The organism is Paenibacillus sp. cl123, assembly GCF_900101595.1.
GTDB lineage: Bacteria > Bacillota > Bacilli > Paenibacillales > NBRC-103111 > Paenibacillus_G.
Genome location: NZ_FMYY01000003.1, coordinates 208,955 through 223,985, shown reverse-complemented (window position 1 = coordinate 223,985; position 15,031 = coordinate 208,955). Strand labels below are relative to the sequence as shown.

The following is a 15,031-nucleotide window of genomic DNA, read 5'->3' as shown; positions in this document are numbered from 1 at the left end:
ATCCCCTTTTCGTCCTCCAGCTCCCTGACTACGCCCGCAACAATAGCGGTCAGGTACGTATCCCTGACCGCCGTGCGGACGCCTAAGCGCTCTTTGACGAGAGCCAAAATCAGCGCCGTATCCATAATTAGGACTTGGTGACGGCAACCGAATAATTCCGGACGGTCGTTCCGTTAGTCACCTTCACCGTTACCGTATTTACGCCTGCCGCCCATGTTGCGCTTCCGCCATTGGCTACCGTGGTCGAACCATTCTTGATCTCAATCACCGCTTTGTCCTTTGCAGCATCGACATTGATAGTATTGGTCGCCGATGTTGTAGCCGCCGTGTAGTTCGTGACAGCCGGGTTAAAGGCAGGAGTAAGCGTCAAGTTACCGATCGTCAGTTCATCCAAATACGCATCAGACGGGTTTGCATTGTCCGGCGCAAACGGTACAACCGTCGTAGGATCAACATTGTTGATATTGACGATAACAAAGCCTTCGCCGAAAACAGGACGGCCGTCATAACGGGCAGTTCCCTTAAACACCGTCTGATCCTCGATAAAGCGGACATGTTCCGATTGGGCGAGCTGAATTCCTGCACGCTCTGCCAATAGATACAAAGATCCGTAACCACCGATGATATCGCCGTCCGGGATAAAGTCCAGGATCTCAATATCACCACCGACAAGCGGCATGGTATTATTCATGGATGCGACAAGCGCACCTGCTGCATTAAACACCACCATGCGTGCCATGAGCTGGGCATGCGTTTGGGTATTCATCGCCCAGAACTTAGAACCATTGCTGAAATTGGCTCTAGCGGCTGACAAATCAAGCATAAGCGCCGAGAAGAACGCTTCGGCCGTCATGGCTGCCGGATTAAGCTTCAGCAAATGGGTCGCCCGCAAATCCGTCCATGCCGGGGCTTTGGAACTCCAGTCCGAAGGCTGCGAGGATTGCGCAAGCCGCGTTGCAATACCCAATGGCATCTTCTTCCCCGTGCCATACAGGATAGCCTTGTCTACAGCCAAGCCAATAGCCTGCGCGATGGCATCCAAAATTTCGGCCGCCAGATTCAGGTCACTGTCTTCCAGTGTGGCATTGCAGATCGGGATGAACCCGCCTACCTTATATCCGTCAACCTCGATTTGGTTGAATCCGATCGACAATTCATTCAGAGTGGCGCAGGCTTCTGTCCAAATCGCTTCCGGGATCGCACCCGCGATGTTTTGCCGCGCCGTGCCCTTCAGCGGTCGAAGCTGAATCTTGGGCAACAACTTGCTATAGCGGTGCAGATTGTCGCGGATCAGGCCAAGCATTACTTCTGGAATCGTCAGGTCAGCACCTGTCACTGCCCGCTGCTGTGCAGTTTTTCCCAGCTCCCTGACTTGGGCCAAGAAGTCCTTTACCTCATTACGTGCTACCAGCGCGGAGCGCTGTTCAAAGGGCATGTTGCGGAAGAATCCGATCATTCTTGTTTCGCCTCCTGTAAATTGATTTCTTTGGTCTGGTGTGGCCGGAGCTGCGGGGATGTTTTCGGGTGATCCCGTATTGCTCGGCTCTTTGCTGTTCAGTTGCTCAAGTTCACCTTCAAGTGCGGAAATCTCACCTTCCAGTTTGGTTTTATCCGCCTCAAGTGCTTCCTTGTCGGTATCGTGCTTCCCGATTTCCTCTTCGACGACAGCGATTTCTTCTTCGGTCGCAGCCTCTTCGATAGCCTTCTCCAGTTCCTCGGATCGGGTCTTCAACTCTGCCGCCCTCGTCTCCATAGCCTCAAGCGCTTCTTTGCGCTGCTGGATTTTACGAGTAAGCATTAATTGTTTAAGTGCCATTATTTTTTCAACCTCGCTTTCAATTGTTGTTTGCGCTGCTGCATCTGTCTGTCCCGATGCTGGGCGACCTCAGCCTTTCGCGCCTGTACGCCGGTATCGGTGTATTGGGGAAAGGTGACTACGCTGACCTCATGTAAGTCGATCTCGCGTATCGTCCATTTGACAGATCCATCGTCCCGCCACTCTGTATCCTCTCGGGTGATATTGAATCCAAATGAACATTGGTCCACATCTCCGCGCCTGACTCGCTCATAGAGATTCACCGCATCGCTGTCATTGGGATTAACCTTTACCCGCCCCCAAAGGCCGAAAGAATCCGCCTTAAGCTCCAAAGTGCCTGACTTATTTCGCCCAAGGACAAACATCGTGTCGTGGTTGATCAGCGCCCGAACATCGTTGCTCAGTGTGCTATTGAATGCTTCAGGTGCAATTTCTTCAATGGCCCCCGGCCAAAGCTCGGTTTGCCGGTTGAACACCGCGAAGTAACCTTCGATAATCATCTCTTGTCCTTCCGGTTCGGCCCGCGTCTTAAGCTCCGTTTGCAGGCTGCGTGTTTGCCTGACATCTCTACTCACCGCCATCACCTCCTTCGTCCAATCCCTTTTTGATCTTTTTCAGCTTCTTTTGCTCCCCCAGCAGATCAGCGGGCAAATAGTTCTCCAGCACGATCAATTCGTGCATTTCAGGGTCCGGACTCATGCCTACCCAATCCCGCAGCTCATTGCGCCGCAGCGTGTTGCGGTCTACAAGCGCTGTCCCGGCCGTCACCAAATCAATCAGGTCGTAAGAGTAAAGCGACCTCGGATTGAATTTGAAGAATAGATCAGGGGCAATCAGCAGTTTGCGGGTCAGCTCCTGCACAATGCCTGTAGCCATGGGGAGAATCCGGGAGTTAATAAAGGCGTTATATTCGTCCTTCTTGAAGTCCCCGACGCCAACAAAAAAGGCCGGCACTCCTAGGAGGCCCGCCACCGTGCGCTTATCAAGTTGTACCGCGTCGTTAATCGCCAAGTCATTCAGGGATAACGGTTTGATCTGGTTTACCTCGAGCAAATCCGCAGGAATGATCCAGGGCTTCCCGCCTCCTGTCTCGGAGACATACCGCTTCAGGAGCTTATCCCGGGAATCCTCATCTTCGAAGTCGCTGGACAAGCCGTCAACTTTGATGATCAGGGAAGGCTTCCATTTATCCGACATGAAGCTGTTTTTGGTCTTTGACGCTTGCTTGAGATTGGTAATGATATCCCGTAGCGCCACCCGGTAACCGGTCCCCACCCATGGCCGCTCCGGATCGGGGTTGATCATAAAGTGAAGCAGTTCATCGTGATTATAGTGTCGGCCCTGATATAGAATCTGGTAGGCATCGGGAGTATCAATGATGCTGACGCCTGACGGTTTGAACGGGACCAAATCGGATATCAATCCATCGCGCATCTTGGGGTATACGACGCTGTTTCCGTCTCCCTCCAGCAGCATGGTGTTCACGATGTTAAACATCCAAGCTTTTCGAGTGGATAGGCTGTAAGGATTGATATCAATCTTCCTTGACAACTCATTCCGTACCCGGATGTCGCCTTCGTCGGTATTCCGCATGAGGTGGATGGTCATGCTACTGATCAGGTCCGCTATTTTTCCGACCGCCATTTTGACCTCGGGGTTATCCGATAGCCGGGTATACCCAGGCACGCAAAGGGTATCGTGCGCGTCATCGGTCAAAAGCCAGCCGATCGGCGTTTGCGGAGCTGCCCGCGTGCTTGGGGATGCTTTACCTTTTCGCTTTTTACTCATCGTCGTCACCACCTCCATCCAAGTATTTTTTTATGTCCGTCTTATTTTCGCCGATGCTGTGAAGCATCTTCATGGCCGCGAATACCGTTGCATCGAATATATCGATACGCTGATTCGGCATGACCTTTTCATACATCACGGCATCATCCGTCTTTTCGACGGCACTGACATTCGCAAGGCAGTATTCGAAAGCATCCGAATGGAGGTAGTAAAAGTTTCCGTCTTTCGCATATTTCTCGATCCTCCGGAACCCTTCGCTCTTGAGAAAATACAGTTGCGGTTGATCGACAACTTTAAACTTTTTCTTCTTCATACCCAGGAAGAACTCCCGGGCAAATTTGCGGTCGAATCCGATTTCTTTGATCTTGAATCCTTTAGACCGCATCATTACAAACCATTGAATGATGTCGTCATAGTTAATCGTCGGAGTATTGCACATGTCCAGCCATCCGTCATCCATCCATCCGAATAACGGAATGCCGTCATCTTCGGCCTTTGTCTGAGCCGCAATGAGTGGGAACCAAGCATGCGTAATCGCAATATCGACACCGTTATAATTTCCATAGAGAGCAGCAGCCGTTAGGTCATGCACTTTGGACAAGTCAGCCCCGCCATACCAATAAATCGGCAGTCTGGCCAGTTGCTCCAGCGTCCAGGAATGTTTTCGGTCACTCGCTTTAAACTCGTCCAGATTGAAATATGCCTTCGTTGCGGCCGTGTAGATATTAAGCGACTTCGCCAAGAAGTCCTTGCGCTGCTGCGGGTCCTTCTGAGCTTCCAGCGCCTCATTCATGATGTCTACCGGCCGAATACTCACGCCATAATTCGGATTGGCCTTCTCATGCTCAATGGCCGATGTATAATCGACATTCCCCTTGTCGTCCTGGTCCGCCTTGCAAATAAACACAAAATAATGTTCGGCGACGGCAGTCTTATCCAAGATTTTTATGCAATACTGCAGCCGCTGATAGCAGAAACTTGTCATGTCGTCACCGGCCGTCGTAATGCCGATCATCAGCTTATTGGCGTATGCCTTCATAGCCTCTTTGATGATGTTGTATTGCTTTGGCCGCGTGTAGGCGTGAAGCTCGTCAGCAATGGCATAATTGCAGTTCAATGAGTCCTGGGCGTCAGGATTCGCCGCCAGCGCTTCGATGGTCAAAGCGCCTTCGTCAAACTCCCCCGAAATGCTGTGATTCTGGTTGTTGTCCAGGATTCGAAAGCTTTCCTCTTCCCCCATTTGCTTCAGGTTAAAGAGAATGAATTTAAAGCTCTGTAGCGCCTGCCTGAGAGCTGCACCTACGATGTAGATGGTAGAGCTGGATTTAATGCTCAGCATGGCGAGCGCCCACGCCAGCGCAGCAGAAAAAGGCGTTTTCCCGTTCTTCCGCGGAACGTACAAAAACGCTTCTTGAAAGCGGCGAAGGATCGTCCCCTTTTTGTAGAAGCCGAGCAGGTTGTAGATGATGAACTTTTGCCACGGCTCCAGCAGGAACGGTGACCTTCGTAGGGGCGTACCGTCCAACCTCTCGCCCTTCTCATGGACAAAGGTTGTTTCGATAACCTCGATTACATATTCAGCATCATCCGGCCGAAAATCATAGGTGTTCGATTCCAGGTCATCCAGGAATCGTTGGCACCCTTTGATCAACTCCCGGCAAGCTACCTTTCGACCTTCAACAATGCTACGGGCATACTCCATAACAATGTCGCGGTTCGGGTATTGTTCACTCACTTATTTCCTCTTGTTCATGAGGGCTTGTAGTTTGGATTCCCCTGGCTTCTTTTTCTTGATAGTCAGGGCGTCCATCGATTTTGGGTTCAGACATAGACGGTCGGAGTATGCCAGAATGTCCTTTCGTAATGTCTCAAGCGAAGCGAGGATCGGACTCTTCTTCGCCCCTCCTTGATCGGTGTTCACTTCGTACTGATATCCATTTTCCTCGAACTCAGCCGATAGGGTATTATATTGAAAAACCAATTCCGCATAGATTTCGATGATCCGATTAAACTGTGGTTTGTAGATTTCCAGAACCTTCATATCCGAAATCGTTGACCGTTTGATTTTATCTTTCGTCGGTGGTTTGGTAGGCGCTCTTGCCATGACCTCCCTCCTTTCACATGTTCCAAAAAAAGTTTCCCCCGGACTCGCACTATTGGAAAAGGCTCCCCCACCCGGTCCCGTTGATAGTTAAAACCTATAACGTAAGGTGGGGGGGTTATTCATCTGTAGAGTTTTGGGATTTCTCCTTTTTTTCATAAATGCCGATCCCCAAATCTTTCGCAATACTCACCAATGTATCCCCAATCATATCTGTCGTTTGTTTCAGAGCTACAGCTCCGCATAGATCAACCAATGCCCGAAGCTCGGCCAGAAACTCAAGCTTCAGCTTTACTTTGTTGCCGTCAAATGGTCGAGTGCTAACCGTCTTTCCACAATCCACTGAGTTTCCCAATATCCGGTTATCAAGCACTACCTTATCGCCCGTATTCCAATACTCGCTTCCAGCGATCGTATACCGGTTGTCATTGCGCTCTCTATCCATTTCTCCTATTATTCGCAACAATGCAGTTACGTCACCATAATAATAGTCATTGATAAACCTTAATCCGTTGTTAATCTGAGGTGAAGGCCCCTCTATCCTTTCCCGATCAAGCAATGCATCGTATTCCCTTACTCGCCTCTTGATTTGTTCGATGTCCCTTTGAATGACCATGTTACCCATGTCTTTCCGCCTCTCCGGCCTTATTGGCCCAATCTCTCCATCGTTCTCCTGCTTCAGTCAAGACGTTCGTCTTCCTATCGTGTAGGCTGTCATGGCAGCTCCCGCACATACTCACCAGGTTCCAACTCGCTAGGGCAAGCTCTGGTGCATGTTCTAATGGATTGCAATGGTGTACGGTTGTGGCCGGAACACTCTTCCCGTACCTTGTACACTCTCGACAACGATATTCATCCCTTCTTAGAATTTTCTCTCGCTTCTTTCCCCACCTTCGGGACTTGTAAAATTCTCGGCCCATCAGCTTTACCTCCCTTGCTTATAAGTGGCGATCGTAAGACAAAAAGGAGCCGCATCTCTGCGACTCCTGCAATTGATCAGTTTTTCACGCTTTCATCATAACATGGAGATTTCCGCTCGTGTTCCGCATTTTTTCCCTGTTTAACCCTCACTTTTGCGACATTTTCTTTACCCGCATTCATGAGTAGGCATCATGTCCAGGACTCCCCACAACTTTAATGTACCGGCAATAGAAGCGATCCCCTTACCTATCCGCCGGTCGACGGTTGAGGACTTGCCATCATAATGCATGAATCGGCAGGTATCCGAGTAGCTGTAGCCCTTAATGTACCGGAGCGTGACGGCCTGTTTCACTTCGTCCGAGCGGATCAGGTTTATAGCCCGATCTATGGACTTCTTGAGAACGGCCAGTTCCTCGGCTGCCGCTTTCTGGTTCATAGCCACGATCATAGCGTTTGCCGTCTTGTTGGCGTACAAGTCTTCAGGGCCCAGCCTGCGGGCCGTCTCGCCTTCCTGGATGGCTGCGCGGATATCTTCTTCATGGTCCCGGTAGTCTTCCACTCGATTCCGGATGTCAATATAATCTTTGAGCAGCCGGAGAGTTTTCCGCATATCCTCCTTGGCCGCTGCCGGGAACAGCTCAAGCTGGCTCAGAATGCGTTCGTCCTCTTTCTTTTCGGCTTCCCGCTTCTTGGATTCGATTTGCATCCATCCCCGCTCCTCGCTACCTTTTTCGTGAATGCCGATCTATCATTTCCCTGAAATATTCTTTTGTCTCTTCCTCTGTCTCGCCGTATTCGTTCACCTGCATTCCATCGATGAAGCGATGTGTTTTATGATCGAACAAGACAACCGTGTACCGGCAATTCAGCCCCTTGCGCGGAAACGATTCATAGAATGCGTTCACCAGCTTAAACACCCTGCCGAGTAATCTTGTTTTGTTCAGTACCATATCCAACAATAGCACCGTGATATACCAGCTTGCTGCTAGTGTTACAAGCATCAGGCACCCGAAGCCGAAACCAATGAACACGTTTGTCATTGTCCCACTCCCTCAGGCGTATGCTCTTTAAGCCACGTATAGATTAATTTTAGAGCATATCTCTGCCCTTCCCCATTGCCTGGATCACGCCAAGATAGATACTCGGATACTTCTTGGACAAGACCAATCAAGCTTTCGTATTGATTGACTACGTTGTCAAGCTGCTGCTTCATCTCGCTGACTAATTTATCCCCTTCCAGGACTAAAGCCTGCAGATCCGGATTGTATTCTTGGCTCATTCCTGTTCCCCTCCATACCTGTTCTTGTCCTTTAGCCTCCGCAGGCACACCCATACCCTAAGCCCGCATAGGGCTGCAACTATCAACTGGCCCCAAATAATCGCCATTATGACCGAATTCAATGTCATGGGTAATCCCTCCCATCAGGTGCCTGTAATTAATAATCAGATTTATTCACTCTGGTCATACGAGACATCGCTTCACGAGCTATACCACTATTTTTAAAGCTGAACGGATTCCCTGAAATTCTCTTTAAAGCCTCATAAGATATTTCAACTAAAGCCTTCATCCACTTCATCTCAGCAGTTACTTCCCTAGCAAATGTTTTTGACTCATTGATATGCTTTTGGTAGTCGGAGAATATTGCATTACGGCTTGCTTGTATATTGGTAATATGCCTATCCTGGAATTCTACGATCGCCAGCAGCCTATTGACCTCCACGGCCATTCCTTCATGTCCATCGGCATGTAATTGGTCTACGGCATTCCGAATGATTGCCTCCTGCTCTTTGTTCATGCCCTCTTCCTCGCTTTCTTGTCTTGGGATTTTTCTCTCTCCATCTGCTTCCGCAGCTTCTCCAGCGCATTGTTGAACACGTACTTCGGCAGGCCCATCTCTTTGGCTAACACTGTCCTATATCTCCACCACCGTTTATTGTCCCGAAGGAATTGCCATTGTTCCGGCGTTAGTTCTACCTCCTCCGCTGGGGGCAAATCGATAATAGCTACCGCTGGCTGTTTTCCTAAAACCTGATTATTTCCCACGACTTCATACTCGGTTTCTATAAAAGCAAACTCTTTTTGGTTCCCTTCTCTCGTTCTGATCTTGGAGGACGTTGCCATGCCCTTCCGTTCCAAAGTTAGCAGGATGTTCCTAGCCACCCCGATATCGATATCTAAGGCTTCCGAAATGCCTCTTGTCGTTTTATCTGCGGCTACCCTGAGTGCTTCATAAACTCTTGCTTGTCCATCAGTCAGTTTGTTCATTCTCGCTCCTCCTCCGTTTAGATTTTCATCCTCATTTGCTGATGTGTCGGTTCCTTCGGTTTATACTGTTTTGGGTGCCGCTCCGTTAACACGTCTAGGACGGCGCTGAGCACTCCCGACCACTCGGTAAGGTATTTGTTCCTCTGACCCTCGTATTCGGCCTGAGACGACCACGCAGCGTGTCCAGATGGATCAATCTCCGGACGGAGTGTCCAACGTGTGTCACCGAAGCGAATTCGGGTGCCTCCGCAGCGGAATCCATTCAGCAGCGCCGTCAGCTCCTCGTCGTATTCTGCGACCAGTTCCAAGAGGGCTGTCCATAGGTCTTGATCTTCCGTCAAGTCCGGCCGCGGATCGATTCGGTATGCAGGACGGAAATGCGGCGACAGCGACGTATTTGCTGTATCGTGCGACGTCGCGCGATTTGTCATATCGGCAGACGCCTGCCGGTTTGCTTCGGGATCATATGTTCGATCAGAAGGGCGAGCCGTCCACACGGCTGCACCCTCTGCATCCAATTGCTTTAATTCAGCCTTTAGCCGGGCCAGTTTACTTCGAACCGGTAGAAACTTCGGGTCATTCGCCTGCAGCTTGGACAGGTACGTTTCCCCGCTCCGAATCCGTTCTTGAAGATCAGTTCGCCGGTCCATCTTGGGCAAACTCGAATTGTGCAACGTAAGCCTGCAACTCTGCCGTCAGCCCCTTATGCTCGATGAAAGAGCATAGAATGTCCTGGCTAATCTGCGCCGCCTCAGCGACGGTCAGCAGCTTGTTCTGCTCGTCCTCGACGATCCAGTTCATTCGACGCCCGTCATGCTGGCAGCTGATGTGATACTCGTGAACGCCTTCCCTCAGTGCAGCATCTTCAACCTTTGGTATCAGGCTGCTGATAAAGGATCTTTTCTCCGCGAGGGAAGCGCCGTTGAAATCTACCCGGTCAATCTCGGCAAGCTCGTACACAGCCTTGCATAGCTCGTATACGTGCCATTGGTTGCCGGGAAATTCCGATACCAGCAGCCGTCTGTGACTCACCGCCAGCAGCGCCCGCTCCCTCGCGCCTTTCTCGCCCTGCCGTAAGGACTCATACCAGCTATCGATTGCTGATTTTGCCGGTATCATGGCCCTGTTCTTGCGCTTGATGATATTCAGTTCAGGGATTCTTTTTAATTCGGCTTGGCTATCAGAATGAAATTTATTAAGCATATGATTACCCCTCTCGGTTATAGGTCCCATTCTCGGGCCTTGTATTCGGTACGTAACGCATCGAGAATGCCCCGGTGCTGTTCCATCTTCGCCCGCTCCGCTTCGTTAAAGCTGTTGGCGGCTGCCGATTCGTTCATGAGCTGCCAGTCCGTGAACCGGTCAAACTCGACATCCGTCTCAATCTCCCGGACCGGTATAGTCCCGTTCATGACCAGATGGGCAAAGTCATCATCGGACAGGTCATCTATAATCCGGTCTATGTTGTCTATGATCCAATCCTCAAATGCTGCTGTCATCCCGCCTCCCTTGACGGCGATCCTGCAGGCATCCAGGACGATGTTCTTGTACTGGTCCCGCAGCTCCTTCACGGCAATACTTCCGTGATGTACATTCGGGGTTTGTTGAAGCTTAGCCAGATCGGACGTTTTTTGTCACCGCGCCGGGCTTTCTTGCTCTCCAGTTTGTGCGTTGCCCGGAATGGCGCGTCCTTCAATTCGTCCTCGTCCAGCGGCCTCAAGAAGAACATCGCATCGGCTTCATTCGCCATCATTCTGGCCCCTTGCAGCTTACCCTCGTCATTGAGCTGGGCAATCAGGATGACGGCCGTGTCCAACTCCTGGGCAAGCTTCTTGCACTCTTTGGCGATGTCCCGCATGATTTGCCATTCTTGCTTCCCCTTGGCCTCCATCTCCATCCGGCCTACATAGTCGATCACCAGCAGGTCCATGTCGCCATACTGCGTCTTGAAGCGGCGGGCAAGTCCCCGGCTGCGCTCCGGGCTGAGTACCGGCAGCACAGACAAGAAAACGCGGGATTGCGTGAACTTCTCGAATGCGTTCCTGATCTTGGTCCGGTCTTCCGGTGTCAGGTCCTTCCCGCCCGTGTACACATGCTCGAAGTCGATGTTGGCCATCTGAGCAGCGAACCGGAACACGATTTCGTTTTCGTTCATCTCGGTGTTCTGGTAATAGGTCCGGTTGTTCTGGTGAATGCTGGCGTGCCGGACGATGTTCTGTGCCAGCGTCGTTTTCCCTTCGCCGGTCTCGGCTGCCACTATCAGCAGATCGCCGCCCTTGAGTCCTTTCATGATCCGGTCAATGCTCGGGAAGCCGTCAAGAGTTGTTACTCCGTCCCGGACCGTCTCCCGGCAAAGTGTTATTCCTTGGGTCGCGGAATCGCCGTTATACCTTCGGTCAAACTCGGCTGCAGCGTTCTGCCCGGCCGTCTCGGGGGTAATGATGTCCTTTGCCCCATCCTGGACATTCACTCGCAGGATGCGCCGCTCCACGATTTGAGTGATTTCTTTGATGTCTGGCTCCGTCTTGCAAATATGGGCGATAGCCCGAGCTGCTTCGTAGTACGATCGGCGTGTATGCAGCTCCTGGAGCTTTTCCAGCCATTGCCCGAATGCAGACTCACTTGCGACGGTTTCGCGGATTGCTCGAAATGTATCCCCGGGAATGCTATCCCGCAGCTCTTTGTAAATCAGGTTCAGTGTGGGCCGGCCTTTTGGAGCCTTTTCCCGAATGGCGTTGAATATCTCGGCATTGTCCGCATTCGCAAAATGATCTTGAGTCAAGACCGCCAGCCCGTCATAAAAAGTCTTGTCGGCTGCCAGCAGTCCGGCCAGCACGTTCACTTCCGTTTCGTAATCCCGCATCATGTCCATCATCAGAGCGTCCCCCTCATGTCATCTGGTGGTTCGAGTGGAGTTACGCTGTCGATATCAAAGGATGCTCTAGCCTTTGCAATCAGATCGGCAGGCACAGGAATGAATCTGCTTTCCCGAAAGTGAGCGTATAGGTATTCCTCTGCATCTGCGAATGATACTCTGTTCTCAAGCGCCCTTTTCCAGCTCCGGGCACTCTCCTTTGATGGCTGATACGTTGGAACAAAATTTGAAATGATTACAAGGAGTTTTCCCGCTTCCTCGATTGTCACGCTTATCCATCCTCCTTGAGCGAGTTTAAAAATCGATCTTGATCGAAAGTCGATTTCTTCTGAAACCGTTGCGTCTTTTTCTTCTGGTCCTCTCGATGCCAATTTCGAATTGACAGATAGGCGCTTCTTTGTTGTTGCACGCGAGCAGTTTGTCCGCTGATCCAGCTTCCGAAACGGAGGAAATAGTCTTCAAGTTCATCCCCCAAAAGTGCGCTTAGTTTTTGGTGTTCATCATCGGTCAAGAAGACGTAAGGCGAATACTCTTTTTTATGAGTTGCGTCGTCAGGCGCATAATCTTTTAAATCTTTTTTAATATCTTTCTTTTTTAAACCTTTTTTAGACGCCTCGGAAGCCGCGTCATTACTGGGCAAATCGGGTGTCGAACTTCCCTTTTCGGGAAGCTCTTCTTCCCTTTTCGGGAAGTTATTTTCATCGCTTCTTCCCGTTTCGGGAAGTTCTTCAACTTCCGCAGCTTCTTCGTCAATCTCTTCAAAGTTCCCGTTTTGGGAAGATTCCTCACTTTGATTGCCTTGGCTGAAACTTCCCGTTTCGGTAACTTTTTTTCGTTCTTTTTTTGCTAACGTGATATTGGTATGAATGATTTCCTTGTATCGATCTTCATCCCATGAACGAACCGGGCTGACCTGCCAAGCATCATAATCTTTGTTCAGCCCGTATTCATTTCCGACACGATCCCAACGAATGACCTTGCAATTTTCTAGGTATTCAAGCTCACTTTTGATTTTGTTTTCACCCACGCCACACAAAGAGAAGTCTTTCTGCTTCGGGATGAAAGCCGTCTTTCTGCCGCAGCCATAGGACATTCGGATGATGAATTGCAGAATGTCCTTTTGCCGCTTAGTGAAGTCCCGGCGGATGATTTCATCCCATATGTCGTTTGCAAGCCCTACGTATCCACGTTCCTTTTGAGGATTCACCACGCCGGTATTCACCTACACCTTCTGTCCGTGCACAATTATTTCAAGCGTCGCGAAATGTACGGTGTGCGGAATCTTCTCAGAAATGATAGCAATATAAAACTTTTGAAAATTCTTCTGATCCGCAAAGCGGAACAAAGCATCGCCGGTTCGGCCTACTAGCACATCCATACTGTCACTCCTTAAATGATGCTGTGATTTGTTTCAAATACTGGTATCCGTGAATGAAGCCCTGAATGAATCTGTCCTCTTCCCCAAGATGCTCCACCAAATTACGGGCCTCCAGATACTCATCGAACAATAAATCAATATCCGGTCCCAAAACTGCCCGCAACTTCACTTCGGCTTCTACTTCTTGCTGAGCAGCATCAAACCGGACGCTATTGGGGCGTGGCGAACGAACGCGATCAAGAGCCACTGAATTGAAGTGAAGCTTCGCAAGCTCCCCTAGCACCTCGCGCATACCCGCTTCATAATACTGTTCCTTCTCATCCATTTGGGATGTGAACGGAGATTGATAGGCGGACGCATCATCAAGTTCGATGGACATATTATTTAAATTGGTCATCATTGTTCTGGCTGCCATGTGTATCCTCCTAATAGAGGCCTCTTGACGAAAATCGCAGATTGCGATATTATTTACGCCAAGAGCTTTAGCCTCGGTTTTTGAATGAAATCCCCTCGGCCATCCGCCAAGATAAGCGAGGGAGATTTCAAAACGTGATGCTTCTCGATCCTAGGATTGAGAGGCTTTTTGCATTTTATCGAACATAATCTTTTCCAATGAATTAATTTTGTGGAGCAGAACGAGCAACCTTACTGCTACCATCTCTTTTGTTGTTTTGTTGCAATCATGGGCGTCGAGAATAATATCGTTAATTTCTGCTTTAATCAGAGTTACATCCTGATAATCAAGGAAAGTGGAGAAAACTTCCGGTGTAATGACGGTATTTGTGTTGTTCATCCAGGCGGCCTCCTATCGAAATATGGATACAAAAGTTATAAGTGCAAAGCCAGCAAGAGGACAAAAGCAGCAAATGAACAAGACTGTTCCGATCAGTTCGCCGCGTGTCATAACGCCAGTTCTTCCTCCCCTTGAATTACAGCTAGAAGCTTAGATTCTAATGAGGACACCATTATTTCTGCACGTTCTGGGCTAATACCGAAATTTACGATACGTTGAATGACATCCCGCCTCATAACAGATAGGTTCCAGCCATCGCAGTCTTCTTCTGTCCCAAAATGGATTTCATCAGTGCTTACACCATAAGTTTCCGCAAGTTTTCTTGCCATATTGACCGGAATCCGTGACCCGTGCAATTCATACCATTTGAGTCTTTTTACCGAAACACCAATATCCTGAGCTGCTTTTTCCAACGACATCCCGGCTTCTTCTCGCGCCGTCCGAATCGTGATTTTATATTCGGTCATGTTATTCCTCCTTTCCCGGCTCGTCCCGTTCCGCTTCAATTTCGGCCTCGTGTCGAACTTTGAGATGCTGGTAGGCGTGCTGGATTGTTTTCGCCAGGGAAAGGTAAAGGTCACGATCCAATTCGGATGCTTCATTCAGAACTTGGTGGGCAATGGGCGCCATGTAATCGTCAACGTCTCCCCAAAAAGCGTTCGGGTTAACCATCGTATCCAGGACATCTTCGGTAAACATGTTAAACAATTCCCCTGATCCTGCCATCTCGGAAAGAAATTCTGCGAATGTAATCGGCTTACTATCGAAAGTGATTGTACCGACAAGCTCTTTTATTTTTGTCTTCAACTGATCAGCGTCAAGGAATGCCGGTTGTTCTGGTTCGTCCGGAAAGATATGGGCGCGGTAATCTTCATTTGCTCCACCGAGCAGCTCGGCGAGTTTGTCTAAACGTTCCTGACGTTCCTTGAATCCGACAAACGCCAGTTTGTCATTTTCGTGTTTACCTACAATCGATTTGACCTTGGCTTTCTCGGCCTCCGCATATATGGCGCTAGAGGCATCAAGCATGTCGTCGAAGCAAAGAGTACGGATGTAGGTGATTAGAGCAGTTTCGTGAGTCGTCAATTTCATA

General features: G+C 49.8%; 23 protein-coding genes. All 23 read right to left on the bottom strand.

Annotation, left to right across the window (positions count from 1 at the left end; genetic code table 11):
* Window positions 1–127 precede the first annotated feature (127 nt).
* Complete coding sequence (locus tag BLR08_RS07645) at window positions 128–1,816, bottom strand: phage major capsid protein (RefSeq protein WP_072328599.1); 1,689 nt, start codon at window positions 1,814–1,816, stop codon at window positions 128–130.
* Window positions 1,816–2,397 (bottom strand): HK97 family phage prohead protease, encoded by a 582-nt coding sequence (locus BLR08_RS07640; protein ID WP_072328598.1) that lies wholly within the window; start codon window positions 2,395–2,397, stop codon window positions 1,816–1,818. The genes BLR08_RS07645 and BLR08_RS07640 overlap by 1 nt, the downstream gene beginning before the upstream one ends.
* Window positions 2,384–3,604, bottom strand: coding sequence for a phage portal protein (locus tag BLR08_RS07635; RefSeq protein ID WP_072328597.1), 1,221 nt, complete (start codon window positions 3,602–3,604; stop codon window positions 2,384–2,386). Before BLR08_RS07635 ends, BLR08_RS07640 begins: the two co-directional genes overlap by 14 nt.
* Window positions 3,597–5,306 carry a terminase large subunit gene (locus BLR08_RS07630; RefSeq protein WP_072328876.1) on the bottom strand — a complete coding sequence of 570 codons (1,710 nt, stop codon included), beginning with the start codon at window positions 5,304–5,306 and terminating at the stop codon, window positions 3,597–3,599. The genes BLR08_RS07635 and BLR08_RS07630 overlap by 8 nt, the downstream gene beginning before the upstream one ends.
* 33 nt (window positions 5,307–5,339) lie before the next feature.
* Window positions 5,340–5,708: a P27 family phage terminase small subunit gene (locus tag BLR08_RS07625; protein WP_072328596.1), complete on the bottom strand. Its 369-nt coding sequence runs from the start codon at window positions 5,706–5,708 to the stop codon at window positions 5,340–5,342.
* Between the two features lie 115 nt (window positions 5,709–5,823).
* Window positions 5,824–6,330, bottom strand: a complete 507-nt coding sequence (locus tag BLR08_RS07620; RefSeq protein ID WP_072328595.1) for a hypothetical protein — start codon at window positions 6,328–6,330, stop codon at window positions 5,824–5,826.
* Entirely contained in the window at window positions 6,323–6,625 is a 303-nt protein-coding gene (locus BLR08_RS07615) for an HNH endonuclease (RefSeq protein WP_072328594.1), read from the bottom strand. Before BLR08_RS07615 ends, BLR08_RS07620 begins: the two co-directional genes overlap by 8 nt.
* Before the next feature lie 167 nt (window positions 6,626–6,792).
* A complete protein-coding gene (locus BLR08_RS07610) occupies window positions 6,793–7,332 on the bottom strand; it encodes a hypothetical protein (protein ID WP_072328593.1) in 540 nt (179 codons plus the stop codon).
* Between the two features lie 16 nt (window positions 7,333–7,348).
* A complete protein-coding gene (locus BLR08_RS07605) occupies window positions 7,349–7,666 on the bottom strand; it encodes a hypothetical protein (protein WP_072328592.1) in 318 nt (105 codons plus the stop codon).
* A complete protein-coding gene (locus tag BLR08_RS07600) occupies window positions 7,663–7,905 on the bottom strand; it encodes a hypothetical protein (RefSeq protein ID WP_072328591.1) in 243 nt (80 codons plus the stop codon). Before BLR08_RS07600 ends, BLR08_RS07605 begins: the two co-directional genes overlap by 4 nt.
* Before the next feature lie 157 nt (window positions 7,906–8,062).
* A complete protein-coding gene (locus BLR08_RS07595) occupies window positions 8,063–8,422 on the bottom strand; it encodes a hypothetical protein (RefSeq protein WP_072328590.1) in 360 nt (119 codons plus the stop codon).
* On the bottom strand, window positions 8,419–8,892 hold the full coding sequence (locus BLR08_RS07590; RefSeq protein ID WP_072328589.1) for a helix-turn-helix domain-containing protein: 474 nt from the start codon (window positions 8,890–8,892) through the stop codon (window positions 8,419–8,421). The genes BLR08_RS07595 and BLR08_RS07590 overlap by 4 nt, the downstream gene beginning before the upstream one ends.
* Before the next feature lie 17 nt (window positions 8,893–8,909).
* Window positions 8,910–9,542 (bottom strand): hypothetical protein, encoded by a 633-nt coding sequence (locus BLR08_RS07585; protein ID WP_072328588.1) that lies wholly within the window; start codon window positions 9,540–9,542, stop codon window positions 8,910–8,912.
* The gene (locus BLR08_RS07580; RefSeq protein WP_143014343.1) at window positions 9,526–10,011 is read right to left on the bottom strand and encodes a hypothetical protein; all 486 of its coding nucleotides are present in this window, start codon (window positions 10,009–10,011) and stop codon (window positions 9,526–9,528) included. Before BLR08_RS07580 ends, BLR08_RS07585 begins: the two co-directional genes overlap by 17 nt.
* 101 nt (window positions 10,012–10,112) lie before the next feature.
* Window positions 10,113–10,463 carry a hypothetical protein gene (locus tag BLR08_RS07575; protein WP_072328586.1) on the bottom strand — a complete coding sequence of 117 codons (351 nt, stop codon included), beginning with the start codon at window positions 10,461–10,463 and terminating at the stop codon, window positions 10,113–10,115.
* On the bottom strand, window positions 10,460–11,767 hold the full coding sequence (locus BLR08_RS07570) for a replicative DNA helicase (protein ID WP_072328585.1): 1,308 nt from the start codon (window positions 11,765–11,767) through the stop codon (window positions 10,460–10,462). Before BLR08_RS07570 ends, BLR08_RS07575 begins: the two co-directional genes overlap by 4 nt.
* Window positions 11,767–12,036 (bottom strand): hypothetical protein, encoded by a 270-nt coding sequence (locus BLR08_RS07565; protein WP_072328584.1) that lies wholly within the window; start codon window positions 12,034–12,036, stop codon window positions 11,767–11,769. The genes BLR08_RS07570 and BLR08_RS07565 overlap by 1 nt, the downstream gene beginning before the upstream one ends.
* Window positions 12,037–12,038: 2 nt before the next feature.
* Window positions 12,039–12,989 carry a replication protein gene (locus BLR08_RS07560; protein ID WP_072328583.1) on the bottom strand — a complete coding sequence of 317 codons (951 nt, stop codon included), beginning with the start codon at window positions 12,987–12,989 and terminating at the stop codon, window positions 12,039–12,041.
* Window positions 12,990–13,145, bottom strand: a complete 156-nt coding sequence (locus tag BLR08_RS31040; RefSeq protein ID WP_176835449.1) for a hypothetical protein — start codon at window positions 13,143–13,145, stop codon at window positions 12,990–12,992.
* A 4-nt stretch (window positions 13,146–13,149) separates the two neighbouring features.
* On the bottom strand, window positions 13,150–13,560 hold the full coding sequence (locus BLR08_RS07555; RefSeq protein WP_072328582.1) for an enolase-like domain-containing protein: 411 nt from the start codon (window positions 13,558–13,560) through the stop codon (window positions 13,150–13,152).
* Between the two features lie 150 nt (window positions 13,561–13,710).
* Window positions 13,711–13,938, bottom strand: a complete 228-nt coding sequence (locus BLR08_RS07550) for a hypothetical protein (protein ID WP_072328581.1) — start codon at window positions 13,936–13,938, stop codon at window positions 13,711–13,713.
* Between the two features lie 107 nt (window positions 13,939–14,045).
* Window positions 14,046–14,405, bottom strand: coding sequence for a helix-turn-helix domain-containing protein (locus tag BLR08_RS07545; RefSeq protein ID WP_072328580.1), 360 nt, complete (start codon window positions 14,403–14,405; stop codon window positions 14,046–14,048).
* A gap of 1 nt (window position 14,406) precedes the next feature.
* Window positions 14,407–15,030, bottom strand: coding sequence for a hypothetical protein (locus tag BLR08_RS31035; protein WP_072328579.1), 624 nt, complete (start codon window positions 15,028–15,030; stop codon window positions 14,407–14,409).
* Window position 15,031: the final 1 nt, after the last annotated feature.

Coding starts and splice junctions, on each gene's coding strand:
- BLR08_RS07545 (WP_072328580.1), bottom strand. CDS start 14,405: ATGACCGAATATAAAATCACGATTCGGACGGCGCGAGAAGAAGCCGGG.
- BLR08_RS31040 (WP_176835449.1), bottom strand. CDS start 13,145: ATGGATGTGCTAGTAGGCCGAACCGGCGATGCTTTGTTCCGCTTTGCG.
- BLR08_RS07615 (WP_072328594.1), bottom strand. CDS start 6,625: ATGGGCCGAGAATTTTACAAGTCCCGAAGGTGGGGAAAGAAGCGAGAG.
- BLR08_RS07605 (WP_072328592.1), bottom strand. CDS start 7,666: ATGACAAACGTGTTCATTGGTTTCGGCTTCGGGTGCCTGATGCTTGTA.
- BLR08_RS07585 (WP_072328588.1), bottom strand. CDS start 9,542: ATGGACCGGCGAACTGATCTTCAAGAACGGATTCGGAGCGGGGAAACG.
- BLR08_RS07555 (WP_072328582.1), bottom strand. CDS start 13,560: ATGGCAGCCAGAACAATGATGACCAATTTAAATAATATGTCCATCGAA.
- BLR08_RS07630 (WP_072328876.1), bottom strand. CDS start 5,306: ATGGAGTATGCCCGTAGCATTGTTGAAGGTCGAAAGGTAGCTTGCCGG.
- BLR08_RS07645 (WP_072328599.1), bottom strand. CDS start 1,816: ATGGCACTTAAACAATTAATGCTTACTCGTAAAATCCAGCAGCGCAAA.
- BLR08_RS07595 (WP_072328590.1), bottom strand. CDS start 8,422: ATGAACAAAGAGCAGGAGGCAATCATTCGGAATGCCGTAGACCAATTA.
- BLR08_RS07550 (WP_072328581.1), bottom strand. CDS start 13,938: ATGAACAACACAAATACCGTCATTACACCGGAAGTTTTCTCCACTTTC.
- BLR08_RS07600 (WP_072328591.1), bottom strand. CDS start 7,905: ATGAGCCAAGAATACAATCCGGATCTGCAGGCTTTAGTCCTGGAAGGG.
- BLR08_RS07610 (WP_072328593.1), bottom strand. CDS start 7,332: ATGCAAATCGAATCCAAGAAGCGGGAAGCCGAAAAGAAAGAGGACGAA.
- BLR08_RS07640 (WP_072328598.1), bottom strand. CDS start 2,397: ATGGCGGTGAGTAGAGATGTCAGGCAAACACGCAGCCTGCAAACGGAG.
- BLR08_RS07620 (WP_072328595.1), bottom strand. CDS start 6,330: ATGGGTAACATGGTCATTCAAAGGGACATCGAACAAATCAAGAGGCGA.
- BLR08_RS07590 (WP_072328589.1), bottom strand. CDS start 8,892: ATGAACAAACTGACTGATGGACAAGCAAGAGTTTATGAAGCACTCAGG.
- BLR08_RS07580 (WP_143014343.1), bottom strand. CDS start 10,011: ATGATACCGGCAAAATCAGCAATCGATAGCTGGTATGAGTCCTTACGG.
- BLR08_RS07570 (WP_072328585.1), bottom strand. CDS start 11,767: ATGATGGACATGATGCGGGATTACGAAACGGAAGTGAACGTGCTGGCC.
- BLR08_RS31035 (WP_072328579.1), bottom strand. CDS start 15,030: ATGAAATTGACGACTCACGAAACTGCTCTAATCACCTACATCCGTACT.
- BLR08_RS07625 (WP_072328596.1), bottom strand. CDS start 5,708: ATGGCAAGAGCGCCTACCAAACCACCGACGAAAGATAAAATCAAACGG.
- BLR08_RS07635 (WP_072328597.1), bottom strand. CDS start 3,604: ATGAGTAAAAAGCGAAAAGGTAAAGCATCCCCAAGCACGCGGGCAGCT.